The sequence below is a fragment of the Candidatus Planktophila vernalis genome (genome assembly GCF_002288185.1).
Taxonomy (GTDB): Bacteria; Actinomycetota; Actinomycetes; order Nanopelagicales; family Nanopelagicaceae; genus Planktophila; species Planktophila vernalis.
Genome location: NZ_CP016776.1, coordinates 1,016,559 through 1,032,429 on the forward strand (window position 1 = coordinate 1,016,559; position 15,871 = coordinate 1,032,429).

Annotated in this window: 19 protein-coding genes and 2 tRNA genes; 7 read left to right on the plus strand and 14 right to left on the minus strand. The window is 45.6% G+C overall.

The window, feature by feature from the left end:
• Window positions 1–33 precede the first annotated feature (33 nt).
• The 4 genes from A7sIIA15_RS05320 to pstC all read right to left on the minus strand — a co-directional run bounded on the left by A7sIIA15_RS05320 (window position 34) and on the right by pstC (window position 4,227).
• Window positions 34–1,182 (minus strand): substrate-binding domain-containing protein, encoded by a 1,149-nt coding sequence (locus A7sIIA15_RS05320; protein WP_095686122.1) that lies wholly within the window; start codon window positions 1,180–1,182, stop codon window positions 34–36.
• A 114-nt stretch (window positions 1,183–1,296) separates the two neighbouring features.
• Entirely contained in the window at window positions 1,297–2,139 is an 843-nt protein-coding gene (pstB, locus tag A7sIIA15_RS05325) for a phosphate ABC transporter ATP-binding protein PstB (RefSeq protein WP_420021910.1), read from the minus strand.
• Window positions 2,140–2,188: 49 nt separating this feature from the next.
• Entirely contained in the window at window positions 2,189–3,238 is a 1,050-nt protein-coding gene (gene pstA / locus A7sIIA15_RS05330; protein ID WP_095686124.1) for a phosphate ABC transporter permease PstA, read from the minus strand.
• Window positions 3,235–4,227 (minus strand): phosphate ABC transporter permease subunit PstC, encoded by a 993-nt coding sequence (gene pstC, locus A7sIIA15_RS05335; protein ID WP_095686460.1) that lies wholly within the window; start codon window positions 4,225–4,227, stop codon window positions 3,235–3,237. The genes pstA and pstC overlap by 4 nt, the downstream gene beginning before the upstream one ends.
• Before the next feature lie 101 nt (window positions 4,228–4,328).
• Here pstC and orn point away from each other — a divergent pair, with 101 nt between their 5' ends.
• From orn to A7sIIA15_RS05350, 3 genes are all read left to right on the plus strand, one after another.
• Window positions 4,329–4,889 carry an oligoribonuclease gene (gene orn / locus A7sIIA15_RS05340; protein WP_095686125.1) on the plus strand — a complete coding sequence of 187 codons (561 nt, stop codon included), beginning with the start codon at window positions 4,329–4,331 and terminating at the stop codon, window positions 4,887–4,889.
• 22 nt (window positions 4,890–4,911) lie between these two features.
• Window positions 4,912–4,987, plus strand: a tRNA-His gene (locus tag A7sIIA15_RS05345).
• A gap of 35 nt (window positions 4,988–5,022) precedes the next feature.
• Window positions 5,023–5,511: an inorganic diphosphatase gene (locus tag A7sIIA15_RS05350; protein ID WP_095686126.1), complete on the plus strand. Its 489-nt coding sequence runs from the start codon at window positions 5,023–5,025 to the stop codon at window positions 5,509–5,511.
• Window position 5,512: 1 nt separating this feature from the next.
• Here A7sIIA15_RS05350 and A7sIIA15_RS05355 read toward each other — a convergent pair whose 3' ends face one another.
• A complete protein-coding gene (locus tag A7sIIA15_RS05355) occupies window positions 5,513–6,160 on the minus strand; it encodes an HNH endonuclease family protein (RefSeq protein WP_095686127.1) in 648 nt (215 codons plus the stop codon).
• A gap of 95 nt (window positions 6,161–6,255) precedes the next feature.
• On the opposite strand from A7sIIA15_RS05355, the gene A7sIIA15_RS05360 reads away from it, so the two are divergent.
• A tRNA-Lys gene (locus A7sIIA15_RS05360) sits at window positions 6,256–6,328 on the plus strand.
• Window positions 6,329–6,367: 39 nt separating this feature from the next.
• Entirely contained in the window at window positions 6,368–6,643 is a 276-nt protein-coding gene (locus A7sIIA15_RS05365; RefSeq protein WP_095686128.1) for an ArsR/SmtB family transcription factor, read from the plus strand.
• A gap of 41 nt (window positions 6,644–6,684) precedes the next feature.
• On the opposite strand, the gene A7sIIA15_RS05370 is transcribed toward A7sIIA15_RS05365, so the two are convergent.
• Both A7sIIA15_RS05370 and A7sIIA15_RS05375 read right to left on the minus strand, forming a co-directional pair.
• On the minus strand, window positions 6,685–7,044 hold the full coding sequence (locus A7sIIA15_RS05370) for a hypothetical protein (protein WP_095686129.1): 360 nt from the start codon (window positions 7,042–7,044) through the stop codon (window positions 6,685–6,687).
• 658 nt (window positions 7,045–7,702) lie between these two features.
• Complete coding sequence (locus A7sIIA15_RS05375) at window positions 7,703–8,077, minus strand: VOC family protein (RefSeq protein WP_095686461.1); 375 nt, start codon at window positions 8,075–8,077, stop codon at window positions 7,703–7,705.
• Window positions 8,078–8,127: 50 nt separating this feature from the next.
• Here A7sIIA15_RS05375 and A7sIIA15_RS05380 point away from each other — a divergent pair, with 50 nt between their 5' ends.
• Together A7sIIA15_RS05380 and A7sIIA15_RS05385 are read left to right on the plus strand one after the other, a co-directional pair.
• Window positions 8,128–9,054: an alpha/beta hydrolase gene (locus tag A7sIIA15_RS05380; RefSeq protein WP_095686130.1), complete on the plus strand. Its 927-nt coding sequence runs from the start codon at window positions 8,128–8,130 to the stop codon at window positions 9,052–9,054.
• Window positions 9,054–9,791 carry a sulfite exporter TauE/SafE family protein gene (locus A7sIIA15_RS05385; protein ID WP_095686131.1) on the plus strand — a complete coding sequence of 246 codons (738 nt, stop codon included), beginning with the start codon at window positions 9,054–9,056 and terminating at the stop codon, window positions 9,789–9,791. Before A7sIIA15_RS05380 ends, A7sIIA15_RS05385 begins: the two co-directional genes overlap by 1 nt.
• Here the strand turns inward: A7sIIA15_RS05385 and A7sIIA15_RS05390 are convergent.
• From A7sIIA15_RS05390 to A7sIIA15_RS05420, 7 genes are all read right to left on the minus strand, one after another.
• Entirely contained in the window at window positions 9,788–10,189 is a 402-nt protein-coding gene (locus tag A7sIIA15_RS05390; protein WP_095686132.1) for an arsenate reductase ArsC, read from the minus strand. The two genes, A7sIIA15_RS05385 and A7sIIA15_RS05390, sit on opposite strands and share 4 nt — an antisense overlap.
• Entirely contained in the window at window positions 10,179–10,826 is a 648-nt protein-coding gene (locus A7sIIA15_RS05395) for an aquaporin (RefSeq protein WP_236855945.1), read from the minus strand. The genes A7sIIA15_RS05390 and A7sIIA15_RS05395 overlap by 11 nt, the downstream gene beginning before the upstream one ends.
• A 92-nt stretch (window positions 10,827–10,918) precedes the next feature.
• The gene (locus A7sIIA15_RS05400; RefSeq protein ID WP_190279117.1) at window positions 10,919–11,413 is read right to left on the minus strand and encodes an FKBP-type peptidyl-prolyl cis-trans isomerase; all 495 of its coding nucleotides are present in this window, start codon (window positions 11,411–11,413) and stop codon (window positions 10,919–10,921) included.
• Window positions 11,414–11,422: 9 nt separating this feature from the next.
• On the minus strand, window positions 11,423–12,748 hold the full coding sequence (gene argG, locus A7sIIA15_RS05405; RefSeq protein WP_095686134.1) for an argininosuccinate synthase: 1,326 nt from the start codon (window positions 12,746–12,748) through the stop codon (window positions 11,423–11,425).
• A gap of 9 nt (window positions 12,749–12,757) precedes the next feature.
• Window positions 12,758–13,951, minus strand: a complete 1,194-nt coding sequence (locus A7sIIA15_RS05410) for a class I SAM-dependent methyltransferase (RefSeq protein WP_095686135.1) — start codon at window positions 13,949–13,951, stop codon at window positions 12,758–12,760.
• A 3-nt stretch (window positions 13,952–13,954) separates the two neighbouring features.
• Entirely contained in the window at window positions 13,955–14,710 is a 756-nt protein-coding gene (locus tag A7sIIA15_RS05415) for a class I SAM-dependent methyltransferase (protein ID WP_095686136.1), read from the minus strand.
• A 9-nt stretch (window positions 14,711–14,719) separates the two neighbouring features.
• The gene (locus A7sIIA15_RS05420) at window positions 14,720–15,868 is read right to left on the minus strand and encodes a sensor histidine kinase (RefSeq protein WP_095686137.1); all 1,149 of its coding nucleotides are present in this window, start codon (window positions 15,866–15,868) and stop codon (window positions 14,720–14,722) included.
• Window positions 15,869–15,871 lie beyond the last annotated feature (3 nt).

The following is a 15,871-nucleotide window of genomic DNA, read 5'->3' on the forward strand; positions in this document are numbered from 1 at the left end:
TGGGTTCTTTTATTTTGTTATTGAGTTTTTAGATTACTTGTTTGCTCGTGCGAGTAGATCTTTCGCCTTAGCAAGGAATGTGCCCTCGATAGCAATGAAACCACTTGGGGCTGCAGCTGTTGCACACTCTGATGACAAGAAGTACTCAGCGAGTTCTTTAACGGCTGTTCCCTTTGTCTTGTCTTCATATGAAGTTTCTAGCAACATGTAGCTGATGATTCCTAGTGGGTATGCACCTGCCACCTTTGTGTTGTAGTCAAAAGTAACGATTCCGTCAGCAGCTTGCTTTGCCTCACCTAGGAAGGCTGATGTTGCAGCTGAATCTGGGTATGTGAAGTTACCTGATGCGTTACCAATATATGCAGCACGAAGACCAAATGAAGTTCCCCATTGCTTTTCTGCATATGTGATTGAGTATGGAGACTTCGCAGCAAGTGTTGCTACACCCTGTGAACCATTTGCACCAACAATGCGACCGATGTTTGCAGTGTCGTTGATGTTTCCTGGGAAGGCAGTTGTGAATGCATCGTTAGCTGGCTTTGTCCACACTGTTGGAGCCACACCATTCATGAAACGTGTGAAGTTGTTTGAAGTTCCTGAAGTATCTGAACGGAAAACAACCTTGATTGGCTTGTTAGGAAGTGTGTAGTAGATATTTTTTGAAGAGTTACGAAGAACAATTGGGTTACCGCTCTTATCTACAGCAACGTTTCCTGATGCAGTCTTCTTGTAAACAACTGACTTTACAGAGCGGTTGTTATCAGCAACGATCTCTGGATCGTTCCACTTTGTAATTTGACCAGCGAAAATCTTTGCAACTGTAGTTGAAGAAAGGTAGATGTCCTTCTTTGCAGGTAGGTTAACTAGAACTGCAATTGGAGCGGCAACGATTGGTGCGTGGAAAATTGTTGAGCGCTTCTTAGCACCTGTGTGTGCTGAATCTGAAAACCAGAAATCTCCGATTTTATTGTCGGAGTTGTTCTTGCCTGTTCCTGAACCGGTTGATGTGTAAACAAATGAGTGACCGGACTTCTTAGCAAAGCCTGCCTTGCAAGCTTCTACTAGAGGAACCACAAATGATGCACCTGAGCCCGCTAGATCAACAGCGTGTGCTGGTTGCGCAGATGAAACTGCGATTACTGCGGCAATAGCAAGGGCCTTTGCCTTAATTGAAAACTTCATTAAATACCTTTCGTAGGAGGGTAAGACGTTTACGAAAGGAAAACTACTGAGGCCAAGTTAATCTAAGGCAAGGTGTTGGTGAACAAAAGCCCTACCTTAAGTGAACAACAGGTGTCAGCCGAAACGGCCTGTTACGTAATCCTCAGTGCGCTTATCACTTGGATTAGAGAAGATCTTGCTCGTTGGGGCGGTCTCAACCATTACTCCTGGTCCGCCATCAGATAAGAAGAAAGCTGTGTAATCGGCGACGCGAGCGGCCTGTTGCATATTGTGAGTAACAATGACGATAGTCATTGACTTAGCCAACTCGGAGATTGTCTGTTCGATTCTAAATGTAGATCCTGGGTCAAGGGCAGAACATGGCTCATCCATCAAAAGTACTTGTGGTTCAACGGCTAATGCTCGTGCAATACACAAACGCTGTTGCTGCCCACCCGATAGTGCGCCTCCATGCTCGCCAAGGCGATCTTTAACCTCATTCCAGAGACCTGCGCGCGTAAGACATGACTCGAGAAGTTCATCTGTATTGCTTTTCTTTAATTGAGCAAGCTTGAGTCCAGATAAGACATTCTCACCAATGGTCATTGAAGGGAAAGGGTTTGGCTTCTGAAAAACCATTCCAACGCGAAGACGGATCTTTGTAACATCTGTTCCAGGGGCGTAAATATCTTGCCCATCCAGTAGAACTTCACCAGCAAGTGCTGCTGTTGGGATGAACTCATGCATGCGGTTGAGTGTTCTCAAATACGTTGACTTTCCGCAGCCTGAGGGTCCAATCAAAGCTGTGACAGTACCTGCAGCAAAATCCAAAGTGACATCTGAGAGAACATGCTTAGTACCAAACCACGCGTGCACTCCACGCGTCTCAAGGCCTGTGCCTAGAAGGTTTGTCCCTGGGGTTCGTTGCTCACGGTTACCTGCAACTGAGGCAAGGGATGATGGCGTTGTTGTCTGCATTTTCTTCTCCATATTGTTATCGTTATTTGAAATATCTGTTGGTGTCATCTCAAGCCACCTTCCTACCGCTGACGTAACGAGCAAGCACAAATAGAACCACAATCAGAATGAGCAGAATCAACATGCCACCCCACGCTCTTGCATATGCCTCTTCTGTTCCACCTGTGAGAAAAGCTTTCCAAATATAAAACGGTAGCGAGCCCATGGGCCCTGACATCGGATTGAAGTTAAGTGCATCTGCTCCGCCCGATACGAGAAGAATTGGCGCAGTTTCACCGATGATGCGAGCAATTCCAAGGATTACTGCAGTAACCAATCCGCTCTTAGCGGCAGGAACTACAACGCCAGAAACTGTGCGCCACTGGGTGGCTCCTAGTGCGACGCCAGCCTCTCGAAGCTCATTTGGAATTAACAGAAGCATCTCTTCAGCTGTTCGAGCAATAGTTGGAATCATCAAAATACTTAACGCCAGTGAACCCATTAAGCCGGTCAACTCCTGAGTAATTGGGATAACCAGAATTGAAAGAATGAATAGACCAGCAACAATAGATGGCACACCACTCATCGCTTGGACTAGGAATTTAATTGGTCGGGCAAATTTTCCACGAATCTCAGTTAAATACAGAGCGGTGAGAAGACCAATTGGGAAACTCACGATGAGTGCGCCACCAACCATAATTAAGGTTCCGATGAGTGCGTGCAAAAGTCCACCAGATTGAACTGGATCATTAACCGATGCCAGTGTCATGTCATTGGTAAACATTCCAAAGTGGATTCCCTTGTAGCCCTTGAGCACCACTGTTACAACAATGCTGACAATGGGAATCAAGGTCATAGTCATCGCAAGTAGTGCAAAACTGCTCAGCAGTGAATCCTTTGCAGCTGCCAAATCACGAAGTCGCAGTTGTTGCACAAAAATCAAAAGACTTGCAAAGAAAAAATATGCTGCAGCAAAACCTAGCTTGCCGCTAAGCCCTGTAAGTTCTATAGCCCCACCTGCAAGCACTCCAGCGAGAAGTAATAGAGAAGCTGTAGCCATGCGCTGAGCCATTGATGTGCCCCAAGGCGTTTGAGGTTTTGGAATTGTGGTTTGAGTCATCGTCCCTTTTTCCCAAACTTATTTATGAGCACGTCAGAAATAGCATTAACCGTCAAGGTAAGAAGGAACAAAACAAGGCCCGCTGCCATGAGTGCATTAACTTCCTCTGGACCCGCCTCGCCAAATTTTAGAAGAATAAGTGAAGCAACGTTTCCGCCGGCACCAAAAAGAACCTGCCAGTTGATCTGATAAACAACGTTAAGAACTGTGTAAACCGCAACTGTTTCACCCATGGCACGTCCAAGACCGAGCATTGCTCCACCCACTACGCCACCACGCCCATAAGGGATTACAACTGCTCTGATCATTGCAAGCTTTGATGCGCCCAAGGCATATGCAGCTTGTATACGATCCAATGGTGTTTGATCAAAGATCTCGCGCGAAATTGCTGTGACGATCGGAATGATCATGATTGCGAGTACAAGTCCTGCAATAAAAGGTGAGCGCTCAAAAATTGGCGCAGGAACATCAAAGATTGGAATAAAACCCAGATACTTATTGAGAAGTTTTGCCCAATACTCCGCGCTACCCATCAAAACGATGAAGCCCCAAAAACCAAATAGAAGTGAAGGGAAGGCTGCCATGAGATCAATTAAAGAAATTAGCAGCTTCTTAACCGGCCCACGCGCATAGAAGGTCAAATACAAAGCACTCAAGACTGCGATAGGAACTCCCACTATGACAGCAATGAAAGCGGATAAGAATGTTCCAATAAGCATCGCACCAAGACCGAAAGTACTTTCGGCGACCTTACCCTCGGCATCTTGTAACACTTCCCATTTAGATTCTGTGATGAAAGAGAATTGCTCAACACGCAAGACACTTATTCCTTTAAGTGAAAGGAACAATGCAATCAAACCGAGAATTACTAGAGAGGTCATGCCTCCAATAGTTACAACGATGCGGAAAACTTGATCTGACAGGCGCGGCTTTGTGGTGATTTCGCGTGGGGCAGGGATTGCGCCCGGCTTGTTTTCAAGCATTGTCATGAAGCGAATCTTGTCCATACACGGGATTTATTACATAGACCAAAGGTGTCTAGAAGGTTAACAAAAGGTGAAATCACCCCTTCCCCCTTAAGGTTGCTCCTATGCCCAACGAACAGCCCAACCTGATCTGGATCGACTGCGAAATGACCGGACTTTCCCTGGAAAAAGACGTCCTGGTCGAAATAGCTGTCCTAGTCACCGACTCAGAATTAAACGTCATTGGTGATGGCGTTGATGTGGTGATTAAGGCGAGCGCTGCGCAGTTGGCCGGAATGAATGAGTTCGTCACTCAAATGCACACCACCTCTGGATTAATCACTGAAATCCCCAATGGTGTTTCAGTAACAGAGGCCGAAGATTTGATTATTAAATATCTAGAGAGTGCAAACACTTTGGCAGGTAAATCTCCATTAGCTGGCAACTCAGTCTCTGTTGATCGCTCTTTCATCGCCCGCGATATGCCACGTCTTAATGACTACCTGCACTATCGCACCATCGATGTCTCATCGATAAAAGAGTTGGCAAGGCGCTGGTATCCCAAGGCCTACTTCAACGCCCCGGCAAAGACGGGCAATCACAGGGCTCTGGGCGATATTCAAGATTCAATTGCAGAACTTGCGTATTACCGCAGCGCAGTATTTGTTCCAGGTGATGAGCAGTAACCGGTAGACTTTGGCACTCATGGTGGGCGTAGCTCAGCTGGTAGAGCACTCGGTTGTGGTCCGAGATGTCGCGGGTTCGAGCCCCGTCGCTCACCCCACTATTAACTCAAACGAATAGAGAGCTGGGCAAAAAATGATTTTTGATGTCATCATTGAAATCCCAGCAGGCAGCCGCAACAAATACGAAGTCGATCACCTCACTGGTGAGATTCGTCTTGATCGCATGCTCTTCACATCCACTCGTTATCCCTATGACTACGGCTTTGTGAAAAACACTCTCTCCCTCGATGGCGATCCACTCGATGCTCTAGTAATGCTCGATGAGCCAACATTTCCAGGCTGCGTAGTTTCCTGCAGAGCTATTGGCATGTTTAACATGACTGATGAGGCTGGCGGAGATGACAAATTACTCTGTGTTGCAGCAGGTGATATTCGCAAAGCATCCTTGCAAGATATAACTGATGTGCCTGAGTATGAACTCTCTGAAATCCAACACTTCTTTGAAGTCTATAAAGCGTTAGAGCCTGGCAAGAGTGTTACTGGTGGTAACTGGGTTGATGCCATTGAAGCCCAAGCTGAGATTGAACGATCTCGCCAGCGCGTACTAAAAACAGGTCACTAAGTTAATTACTTGGCACAACCTGTTTTGGGCACGTAGCAATAATCTTCACAATGGCCGCTTTCTCAGGGGCCGTTAACCACAAACTATATTTCGCTTTTACTGCCACCTGTCTTGCAACATAGGCACAGCGATAACTCTTCTTGGGTGGCAACCACGTTGCTGCATCCCCATCACCTTTTTGAGAGTTTAAAGAACCTTTAACTGCTAAAAGATTGAGTGGATCATTTGCAAAGGCGGTGCGCTTTTCCAGAGTTAACTTGAAAGCTCCGGTCTGCCAAGCATTTGAAAGAGCCACAACGTGATCAATCTGCACGGCGTTGCTTGTGCCAACCCCGCGCACAAAATTAATGTTTTCACCTGAAAATGGATCAGGCAGAATTCCGCTTAAAATCGTGCAGCGATCTTTATAGACAATTTCTATGAGATCTCTTTTTAACATGTCATTGCGGGTGTCACAGCTATTTCCATCCACATCTTTCCAAGCAGTACCGAACTGCGCTCGTGTGTATCCAGTCTTTGGAGCACGGCCCTTTACTGCCATCGTTGCAATCACATCAGTAACCGTTGGGCTCGCAGCGCTAGAGGCTTCTGGAATCCCTGCTAGAAAGAGCGTTAGGACTAGGGCAATCCTTATTTCCCAGTGACTCATATGACCATTTTGCCGGTGTCGGGAACGTGCAGCAAGGCTGCTCTTGCTGATAGGTTTCCACCTGCATTCAAGCGTTTCCGGCGCCTGGATGCTTCGGGTGGTTAGCTCAGTTGGTAGAGCAGGTGACTCTTAATCACCGGGTCGGGGGTTCGAGTCCCTCACCACCCACTTACGTAAGTAAGCCCGAGAATACATGCGGAGATTTCAATGAAACCCAACGAGATCCAATTTGCCCACAATCTTCAGGCCTTATCTGCGCCGCAATGTCGCCGGATTGTGGAGGCATTAGTTCAGGATTCACACACAATGAAAGATCTCTCAAAGCTCTGCAAACTCACACCTGCCTCAATTGATAAACACCTAGAAATTCTCATTCAGGCAGGATTGGTGAAAGTTCGCTCTGTCGGTGGAGTGAAGAAGGCGTATTTGCAAACTTCTAAGTTCAAACCAACATTAGATTGGTTTAACAAGCTTTCCAATTAAAAGGGCTGGGGTGATTAGCCCCAGCCCTTTTAACTAAATTGTTATGCCCCTATTGCCCTTAGTTGAAAGAACCACAGAGCTATAATTCCTACTGCTGTTATAACCATAAAAATCTCAGGTGGTGCTTTACGAGCATTTCTATTCCAGGTTGAGTCTTCATTAGCGGGAATGTCTTTAACATACGCTGCAATGTCGCCAAATACTCCAAGTGCGAAAACTAAGAAAAATGCTTCGACAATGCTCACAATGACTTTCCAGTCAGTTTGAGCTCCAGAGGAAAGATCAGAAAACGCTGTTATCGCAAAAATTGCCAGGTTCGAAAAAAGCCCGACAAGCATGACTGATGAGGTTTGTGTAGCAGCGATCTCGTAACGCTTTTCATTAATTTCACGTTGATCCATAGTATTACCAATCTGGGAAGCACCGATTTGGCTAACCGGAACCTATGTAATCAGAGCACTACTTACAAGGTACGACTTGTTAATTCCAGGTTAACATAAAGAAATTGTGGGTTTACCTCATGGGTCCTTGCTAGCTTGGTAAGGGTTCGAGCCCCTCATCACCCACTTACAACAGTAAGTCCCGAAATTTACCCTCAGCTTGAAAGCATTGATCGTCCCTGTTGATTGCCTGTGAATGCTCGTTTCAAAGAGACATTGCAATTCTCATTCATTAATATCTCTTATGTGGCGCTCTGTCTAAACCCGCAATGTCAAAAAAGGGTCTCCGATACCAGCTCTAACTGTCCATTTTGTGGTGGCAATGAAATCTCAAAGTTTGACTCTTACAGTAAATCTGAATCATTAAAAGAGGAACTGAGCATGGAGAACTTTGAAAAAACCATTAAGAATTCCCCACCGTTCGTCGAGAGAACGATAATCGGCGATGGCACAAAGGTTTCTTTCAAATCAAAGTTAATAGTGCGTCTGCAGTACTTTGCTCGAAAGCTCTTCCCTAGAAGATAGTTCAAGGAAGCCGTGGCTTGTGCAGCACTTGAACCTGCTATCCCGAGGCTTAGTAAAGAAAAGCCCTTTGTGTTTCTAACTTAAACACAGCTTTTTACTGGGGATTCTTCACTAAACAAAATGGATGACCTTCTGGGTCTAGATAGACTCTAAAGTTTGTACCTGGTTGCACCTCATGCCTAGTGGCACCGATTGCCAAGATCTTGCTTTCACCAATATCTAGATCTTTTACATGGAAATCAAAGTGAAGTTGCTGTGGGACGGGGCCTTCTGGCCAAGTGGGTGGGATGTAGTTGGCAACTTTTTGAAAGGCCATCATGCGCACACCGTTATGGAATAGATCTACCCATTCATCCCCGGCATCTTCTATCTCTCCAACATCCCAACCAGTTATCTCTGCATAAAAGCCGGCTAGGGATACTGGGTTGGCGCAATCAACGGCGGTGTAAACGTGGTGGGCGATAGACATGAGTGAGAGTGTAGAGCGCACTACCTAATAGTTGGAATACCCTTGCGCCCATGACCATGACCTCTCAGACCAAGGCTTATCTTGAATACATAGCTACTAACAACGTCTTGCCTGAAAATCCCACTCTTGAAGACCTTCGAGCAGATGCTGCTGATTACTTAAAGTATGCCGGCCCACTCTCTGATGATGTTCACACTGAACACACCTACTTCACTTCTCCCACAGCAGATCTGCATGCCGTGATCTATCGTCCTAAAAACGTGAAACCTAATGCTCCTGCACTTGTTTATTTCCACGGTGGCGGTTGGGTCTTTAGTTGGACACTGCGCTATGCCCCACAGATGTCTAACATCGCAGCAGAGACTGGTTTTGTAGTAATTGGAATTAACTATCAAAAAGCACCAGAGCATCCATTCCCAACACCTTTTGATGATTGTTATGCAGGTCTGCTCTGGGTTGCAAAAAATGCAGCACGCTTTGGAATTGATCCATCAAAGATAGGCGTGGGAGGCGATAGTGCTGGAGGCAATTTAGCCGCAGCAGTTGCACTTAAAGCCGCTGATACTGGAGATGTCAAACTTGCATATCAAATGCTTATCTATCCATGTCTAGATACTGATTTTCAATCTAAGTCATACCTTGCCCATGAAACTGGCTTTGGTTTAGAAAGTGTTGGTATGCAGTGGTGTTGGGGGCTTTATGTTCCAGAGGCTCACATGAACAACAAATATGCCATTCCAGCACGGGCAACAACATTTAAAAATGTTGCACCAGCCATCATTGGCTTAGCAGAGCATGATGTTTTGCGCGATGATGGCGCTAACTACGCAGTTGCCTTAGAAAAAGCTGGTGTAGCTGTGACATTAAAGGAATATCCAGGGACTATTCATGGATTCTTTGGTCATGGATTCATGATCGATGAAGCCTATGAACTACGTAGATGGCTCAGTGAACAGATAGTTAAAGCAGTTCAGTAGTGCTTGAAGCACACACGCTGCTTATCGCAGGCTTTTTATTTCTTGGAGCAATTCTCTACACATCTGTGGGCCATGCAGGTGCCTCTGCCTATATAGCCATTATGACTCTCTTTGATCTTCCCCCAGCAGTAATTAGACCAACGGCCCTTACTCTCAACATCTTTGTCTCGACTTTTACCGCACTTCGCTATATAAAAAGTAATTTCTTCAATAAAACCCTTTTCCTATTCCTGATTATTGGATCTGTCCCAGCTGCCTTTATTGGCGGGCGCATCAATCTATCTAGTGAAATTTATAGGCCAGTAATTGGTGTGCTGCTTTTGTTATCTGGTCTGCGCTTTTTAGTTCAAGCACTACAAACCGATAAAGCTCATAGAGAAGTAAACAAACCTTTAGCAATCTTTATGGGCGCATGCGTTGGTTTGCTCTCTGGAATTACTGGCACAGGAGGCGGAATATTCCTCTCCCCCCTGATCATTTGGTTGGGTTGGGTGAGCGTGAAAGCAGCCAGTGGAACTGTTGCTGCATTTATCTTCGTTAACTCAACTGCTGGATTGCTGGGTAACCTTCAATCAACATCTTCACTTCCAAGTGAACTGCCTGTGTTTTTAGTTGCCGTGCTCCTCGGAGCATTTATTGGCACACGCTTTGGAATCAAAAGATTCTCATCAGTGGGCGTGAAGCGGGCTTTGGGCGTTGTCCTACTAATAGCTGGCGCTAAATTCGTAATTTCTTAAGCAAGTAGTTCAGCAAGCAGAGTTTCCACGCGCTTCTTGATTTCATCACGAATTACTCGCACAGATTCAATTCCTTGGCCTGCTGGATCCTCTAAGACCCAATCTTCATAGCGCTTGCCTGGATAGAACGGGCAAGCATCTCCGCACCCCATTGTTATCACTGCATCAGATGCTTGAACTGCCTCTGGTGTGAGAATCTTTGGAACATTGTTTGCAATATCAATTCCAAGTTCTGCCATAGCTTCAATTGCAACAGGATTAATTGAATCCTTTGGGGCAGAGCCAGCAGAGAGAACCTCCACACGATCTTGTCCTAAGGCCTTCATAAAACCTGCTGCCATTTGGGAACGGCCAGCGTTATGCACACAAACAAATAGCACGGTGGGTTTATTTCTCACGAGTAAGCACCTTTGTTAAACCTAATCCAATAAGAGCGCCGAGTACTTGTGCAGCAATGAATTTGGGTGCACACTCTGGCGCTATTCCAGCAAAAGAATCGCTAAAGGTTCGTCCAATGGTGACTGCAGGGTTTGCAAAGGATGTGGAGCTTGTGAAGAAGTAGGCACTTCCAATCCAGGCAGCAACGGCTGCCGGAACTACAACAAGGTTTTTCTGATTAACCAATAAATTAATGACAAGGATTAGACCGGCAGTTGCAACAATTTCGCCTATATAGAGATTGCCACCTGAACGTATTTTCGTAGAGGCTTCAAGTAATGGGTAGCTAAACATGGCGTTAGCCAACGCTGCCCCTGTTATCGCACCTAGTACTTGAGCAAGTGAGTATTGAATGAATTGAACCGTTGAGCTCTTACCTTGAATCAGATCAACCATAGTCACAACTGGGTTGAAATGGGCTCCGCTTATTGGTGCCAAAATTGTGATTAATACATACAAGCCAAAGACAGTTGAAATCGTATTAATGAGAAGTTGCACGCCAACATCTTGGGAAAGGTTTATCGCCATAATGCCTGAACCAACAACGATTGCTACTAAAAACGCAGTGCCAAGAAACTCGGCAAACACCTTCTTCATGATTGCAGGGTACATGTTCTAGGTGAATGTAGTGCAAACAAAGAGAAAACCCCACCAGCCACTGTGGCTGATGGGGTTTGCTTTAAGCCTTGTTATGAAACAGCGATGATGTCTACAACGAAAATCAGAGTTTCATTTGGACCGATTGGGCCAGAGCCATTTGGACCATAACCAAGATCTGCTGGGATAACGAGTAAGCGACGTCCGCCAACTTTTGCACCAGGTAGACCCTGCTGCCATCCAGCGATTACACCTGCAAGTGGAAACGTTGCTGGTTGTCCACCAGACCAAGATGATTCAACAATTGAACCATTTGACCATGTCATCAGTGTGTAATGAACTGTCAGAGTAGAAGAGGCTTGAATTTCTGTGCCTGTTCCAACAATGATGTCTTGTGTTTGAAGAGTTGTTGGGGCTGCACCAGTTGGCGCTGTAATAGTTGGTGCTTCACCAGCATTAGCTGTTACTGCCGGTAGGCCATTAGATGATGTTTCTAACACTTGTTCTTTTCCTCCACATGCTGAAAGGGATGTAATCGCAAGAGCAATAACTGTTGCGATAGCTAGGTTTCTAACTTTTGATTGCATTCTTATCCTTTATTCGAGTTCGCCGATTAATCTAAAATCACCATCACCTAGTTGACCCTGCGCTCTATACATCTCAAGCTTGGCGCGAGTATCTGCGATATCAAGGTTGCGCATAGTCAGCTGGCCGATACGATCAACTGGACCAAAGGCGGCGTTTTCTGTGCGCTCCATTGATAGCTTCTCTGGTGCATAGCTAAGGGCTGGGCCAGTTGTATTAATAATTGAGTAATCATCACCACGGCGCATACGCAAAGTAACTTCACCAGTAACTGCAGATGCCACCCAACGTTGCAATGATTCGCGCAGCATTAAGGACTGCGGATCTAACCAACGACCCTCATAGAGCAGGCGACCTAAGCGACGACCCTCTGCGTGATAGTTAGCAATAGTGTCTTCATTATGAATTGCACTGATCAAGCGCTCATAAGCAATAAATAGAAGCGCCATTCCTGGAGCTTCATAAATTCCACGGCTCTTTGCTTCAATAATACGATTTTCAATCTGATCAGCCATTCCAAGACCATGGCGACCACCAATTGCATTGGCTTCTTTCATCAAAGCCACAACATCATCAAATGACTTACCGTTGATGGCAACTGGGCGACCTTGAACAAAAGAAATCTTCACATCTTCAGTTTCGATCTTTACAGCTGGGTCCCAGAAGCGAACTCCCATAATTGGTTGAACTAGTTCTACTGAAGTATCTAGATTCTCTAAAGATTTTGCCTCATGTGTTGCACCCAAGATGTTGGCATCAGTTGAGTATGCCTTTTCAGTGCTGTCGCGATAGGGAAGCTTGTGAGCAACTAAGTACTCAGACATCTCTTTACGTCCACCAAGTTCATTAACAAAATCAGCATCTAGCCATGGCTTATAGATTCTCAAATTTGGATTAGCTAAGAGGCCATAACGATAGAAACGCTCAATGTCATTGCCCTTATAGGTTGAACCATCACCCCAGATATTTACTGAATCTGCATGCATGGCACGAACCAGCATGGTTCCTGTTACGGCGCGGCCCAGTGGGGTTGTGTTGAAATATTGTTTTCCGCCTGAGCGAATATGAAAAGCTCCGCAAGCAATTGCTGCTAAACCTTCTTCAACTAAAGCGCTCTTGCAATCAACTAGGCGTGAGATCTCTGCGCCATATTCCTTGGCACGAACTGGAACTGATTCAATATCTGGCTCGTCATATTGGCCAAGATCTGCGGTGTAGGTGCAAGGAATCGCACCCTTTTCGCGCATCCATGCAACTGCCACAGAAGTATCGAGACCACCAGAAAAGGCGATACCGACTTTTTCTCCTACAGGAAGAGATGCAAGGACCTTAGACATGAGTGAAGTCTAACCGATAGTGAAGGTGGGAATTTTCTTAGAAAGGGCAGGCACTACGCCCCACTGTGTGGTGATTTCGCGATATCTGTCGATATCTAGCGCATCAGGTTGTGCCCCAGTCTTTACTGCACGAATCATGATATTTCGAGGCGTGTGTTCACCCCCGATAAATTCAATTATCTCAACGCGATAACCGACAATGCGCAATATCTGTGCACGAAGTGCATCTGTAAGTAAATCGCCCATCCGCTCTTTCATCACACCAAACTTAGTGATCGCCCCCCATGGCTCGGGGCTTTGATCCATCTGCTTTTGAATATCGTGATGACAACAAGGAGCAATCAAAAGTAGTTTGGCCCCGCCATTGACTGCCCAGGCAATTGCATCATCTGTTGCTGTGTCACAGGCATGTAGAGCGATTGCAACATCGGCCTTGTTGGCAGTTGTCGAAGCAATTTCCTCTGCCTTAAAAGTAATTGTGTCTGTGATTCCAAGCTTTGCAGCTATCTCATTGTTTCGATCACGCGATGCTGGGCGAACATCAATTCCAGTGACATGAACGGACATTCCCATGCTTCTTAAATACTGGTGGGCTGCAAAAGTTAGATAGGCATGACCACAACCCAAATCAACAATTGATAGCGGCTTATCTTTGCTTGGCTTTGCAATCTGACCAGCTTCAATTGCTGCGTTAAGTGTGGGAACGAGTAAGCGAAGGAACTCTTCTACTTGTTTGTATTTATCATTCTTCGACGGCTTGATTTGGCCCTTGTGATCTGCAATTCCAACTTCTAGGAGAAAGGGATCAGCAGGATCTAATAGGCGTTCTTTCTTCTTATCGTGAGAAAGGTTCTGTTCAAGGCTTTTGTTTTCAAAGTGGACCTGAGCCTCACCACTTTTGGTCACACGAATACTTGTTGAGCCCTCCACGTTATCCACGGTGATATTTGCATAACCGCTTGAAAGCAGCTCTAGTACTTGAGATTTATCTGCAGCAATGTTTTTTGTAGTTGTTGCTTTGCCATCGTTATAGGTGAGTTGTAAAACTATGGAGCCTTTAATTTCAACAGGTCGTATATCAATTCGCTCGTGCTCTACCTGCATATTGCGTCTTCGACCAGAGAGAACAACTCGAACTAAGGTTTTGGTATCAACGATGAGCGCGCATGCCTGCTCTAGAGCTTGTTCTATTGATTGAGGCATGTGTTATTTAGGCGAAATTACCGCTGTGCCCTTTTCGTGTGGGTAAATGGTGAGAACGTGATTAGGAAGAGCTTTAGCAAAACTCTCAGCTAACTTACGCTCTCCCTCACGATTGACGTCATCTATAACAATAACTGCCTTAGGTGAGAGCTTGGCGATGAACTCAGCGCGGGCTGGCATGCGTGCCTCTGGATTTTTAGATCCTGGTGGACCATCAACTATCAATAAATCAATGCGCTTTAAATCCTTTAAGACCGCTGTGTCATACCAATCAACACCTGAGATATGAGCTTTAAGTTGTGCAACTCTAATCTCAACACCACGTACTTTGTGCTCTTTTAAGACTCCACGAGTTATATCTGCAAATTCGCCTGAGTGATCAATACTTATTACCTTCTTTGCCCCAGCCTTGGCGACTACTAATGTGGAAACTCCTGAACCAAGTTCAACAACTAATTTCGGATTGTGTGTGCGAACTAGCTGAGCCAGAGTTAACAAAAGATCTGGAGAGGCTGCCCAGCTACGCGTTGGTGGAACTGGTGCGCTAAATTTTAAAAGGGATAACAATTGTTGCATTGCCTCACTCTGGCGATAGGACTGCCAAACTTCGGCCTTTAGCTCCTTGGTGGATGCAGCAATCTCTCGTGTAGTTCGCTCAGATCGTGAACTGACCTTTTGATGCAGAGCACGTAGTGAGCGGATGCAATAGGCAATACCTAGTGCGATGATGATTAGCAGTACGAGCGAGAGAAGTTTCACCTAGTAAGTCTAAGTGCGAGGCAGGTGAACTTCAATTGCCAAGCCACCGAGTTCGCTCTTGCGAAGAGTAAATGTCCCCTTATGTCTTTCAATAACTGCATTCATGATGCTCATACCCAGTCCCGTGCCGCCAGTATCTCGGGAGCGAGATCTATCAAAGCGCTTTAAGCCTCGGATTTTCTCTCCATAGGATTCAGGTGGTAAGCCCGGACCACTGTCTTCAATAATGATTGTGATCTGCTTTTCGGCCTTAACACTTACTCGTACTGAGGTGCTTGCGGGTGTGTGTAAGCGAATATTGGTGAGAGCGTTTTGGATAAAGCGCTGTAAATACTTTTCAGAACCAACTAATACGGCACTCTCATCAATCTGAGTGGTAACTGGATGAGTGGGTGCTATTTCTTTAAAGTCAGAGACGCTCTCACGTACTAACTGGGCAATATCAATACTCTCGAACTCAATGTTTCCTTCTTCTCCCAGCTGGGCCAACATCAATAAATCACCAATGAGGAAATCCATTCGCTTTAGCTCGCTGTTGAGTCGCTCAAATGCTGCACTCTCTCGCTCTGGATCTAACTGCTTGCCTTTGAGAAGTTCGGCATATCCCTTCACGACAGTCATTGGCGTGCGCAGTTCATGGGCAGCATCACCTATGAACTCTTGCATCTTCTGCCTTTGCGCCCGCTCTTGTGCCAAGGCCCCAGAACGAGATAACAGTGATGTTGCAATTGATGCCAGGATGTTTGCAAGAATGATGAAAATGAGAAGTCGCCAGAGATTGATATCGAGTGATCGATTGATATCCACTAATGATCCAACGACTATTAACTTATCCCCTTCAGGGATTGGAATAGTTCGAACTCGAAGATCTGGTCCCTCTAATGGTGTGCCAACAGATTGACGTAAAACAGTTACTTCACCACTTGGAGTTGCAAAACCTAAAGTTAAGTCAAGATTATTTTGCTCGATACTGAGCAGGGCGATGCTGACTGCATCCATCGGATTTACTCGAATATCACTTTCAACTTGATTGAGACGTTTATCAATCATGGCAATCTCACTGCGATATGTGCTCACAACAGCAAAGCCACCAATAAGAATTGAGAGGACCGAAGTCACAAGAGCAGTTGAGATAAGTTGCCGAGTTCTTATTTTCATGAA

Coding starts and splice junctions, on each gene's coding strand:
- A7sIIA15_RS05365 (WP_095686128.1), top strand. CDS start 6,368: ATGAAACCCAACGAGATCCAATTTGCCCACAATCTTCAGGCCTTATCT.
- A7sIIA15_RS05355 (WP_095686127.1), bottom strand. CDS start 6,160: ATGAGTCACTGGGAAATAAGGATTGCCCTAGTCCTAACGCTCTTTCTA.
- A7sIIA15_RS05370 (WP_095686129.1), bottom strand. CDS start 7,044: ATGGATCAACGTGAAATTAATGAAAAGCGTTACGAGATCGCTGCTACA.
- A7sIIA15_RS05380 (WP_095686130.1), top strand. CDS start 8,128: ATGACCATGACCTCTCAGACCAAGGCTTATCTTGAATACATAGCTACT.
- A7sIIA15_RS05400 (WP_190279117.1), bottom strand. CDS start 11,413: ATGCAATCAAAAGTTAGAAACCTAGCTATCGCAACAGTTATTGCTCTT.
- orn (WP_095686125.1), top strand. CDS start 4,329: ATGCCCAACGAACAGCCCAACCTGATCTGGATCGACTGCGAAATGACC.
- pstC (WP_095686460.1), bottom strand. CDS start 4,227: ATGACAATGCTTGAAAACAAGCCGGGCGCAATCCCTGCCCCACGCGAA.
- A7sIIA15_RS05410 (WP_095686135.1), bottom strand. CDS start 13,951: ATGCCTCAATCAATAGAACAAGCTCTAGAGCAGGCATGCGCGCTCATC.
- A7sIIA15_RS05420 (WP_095686137.1), bottom strand. CDS start 15,868: ATGAAAATAAGAACTCGGCAACTTATCTCAACTGCTCTTGTGACTTCG.
- A7sIIA15_RS05320 (WP_095686122.1), bottom strand. CDS start 1,182: ATGAAGTTTTCAATTAAGGCAAAGGCCCTTGCTATTGCCGCAGTAATC.
- argG (WP_095686134.1), bottom strand. CDS start 12,748: ATGTCTAAGGTCCTTGCATCTCTTCCTGTAGGAGAAAAAGTCGGTATC.
- A7sIIA15_RS05375 (WP_095686461.1), bottom strand. CDS start 8,077: ATGTCTATCGCCCACCACGTTTACACCGCCGTTGATTGCGCCAACCCA.
- pstA (WP_095686124.1), bottom strand. CDS start 3,238: ATGACTCAAACCACAATTCCAAAACCTCAAACGCCTTGGGGCACATCA.
- A7sIIA15_RS05350 (WP_095686126.1), top strand. CDS start 5,023: ATGATTTTTGATGTCATCATTGAAATCCCAGCAGGCAGCCGCAACAAA.
- A7sIIA15_RS05395 (WP_236855945.1), bottom strand. CDS start 10,826: ATGAAGAAGGTGTTTGCCGAGTTTCTTGGCACTGCGTTTTTAGTAGCA.
- pstB (WP_420021910.1), bottom strand. CDS start 2,139: ATGCAGACAACAACGCCATCATCCCTTGCCTCAGTTGCAGGTAACCGT.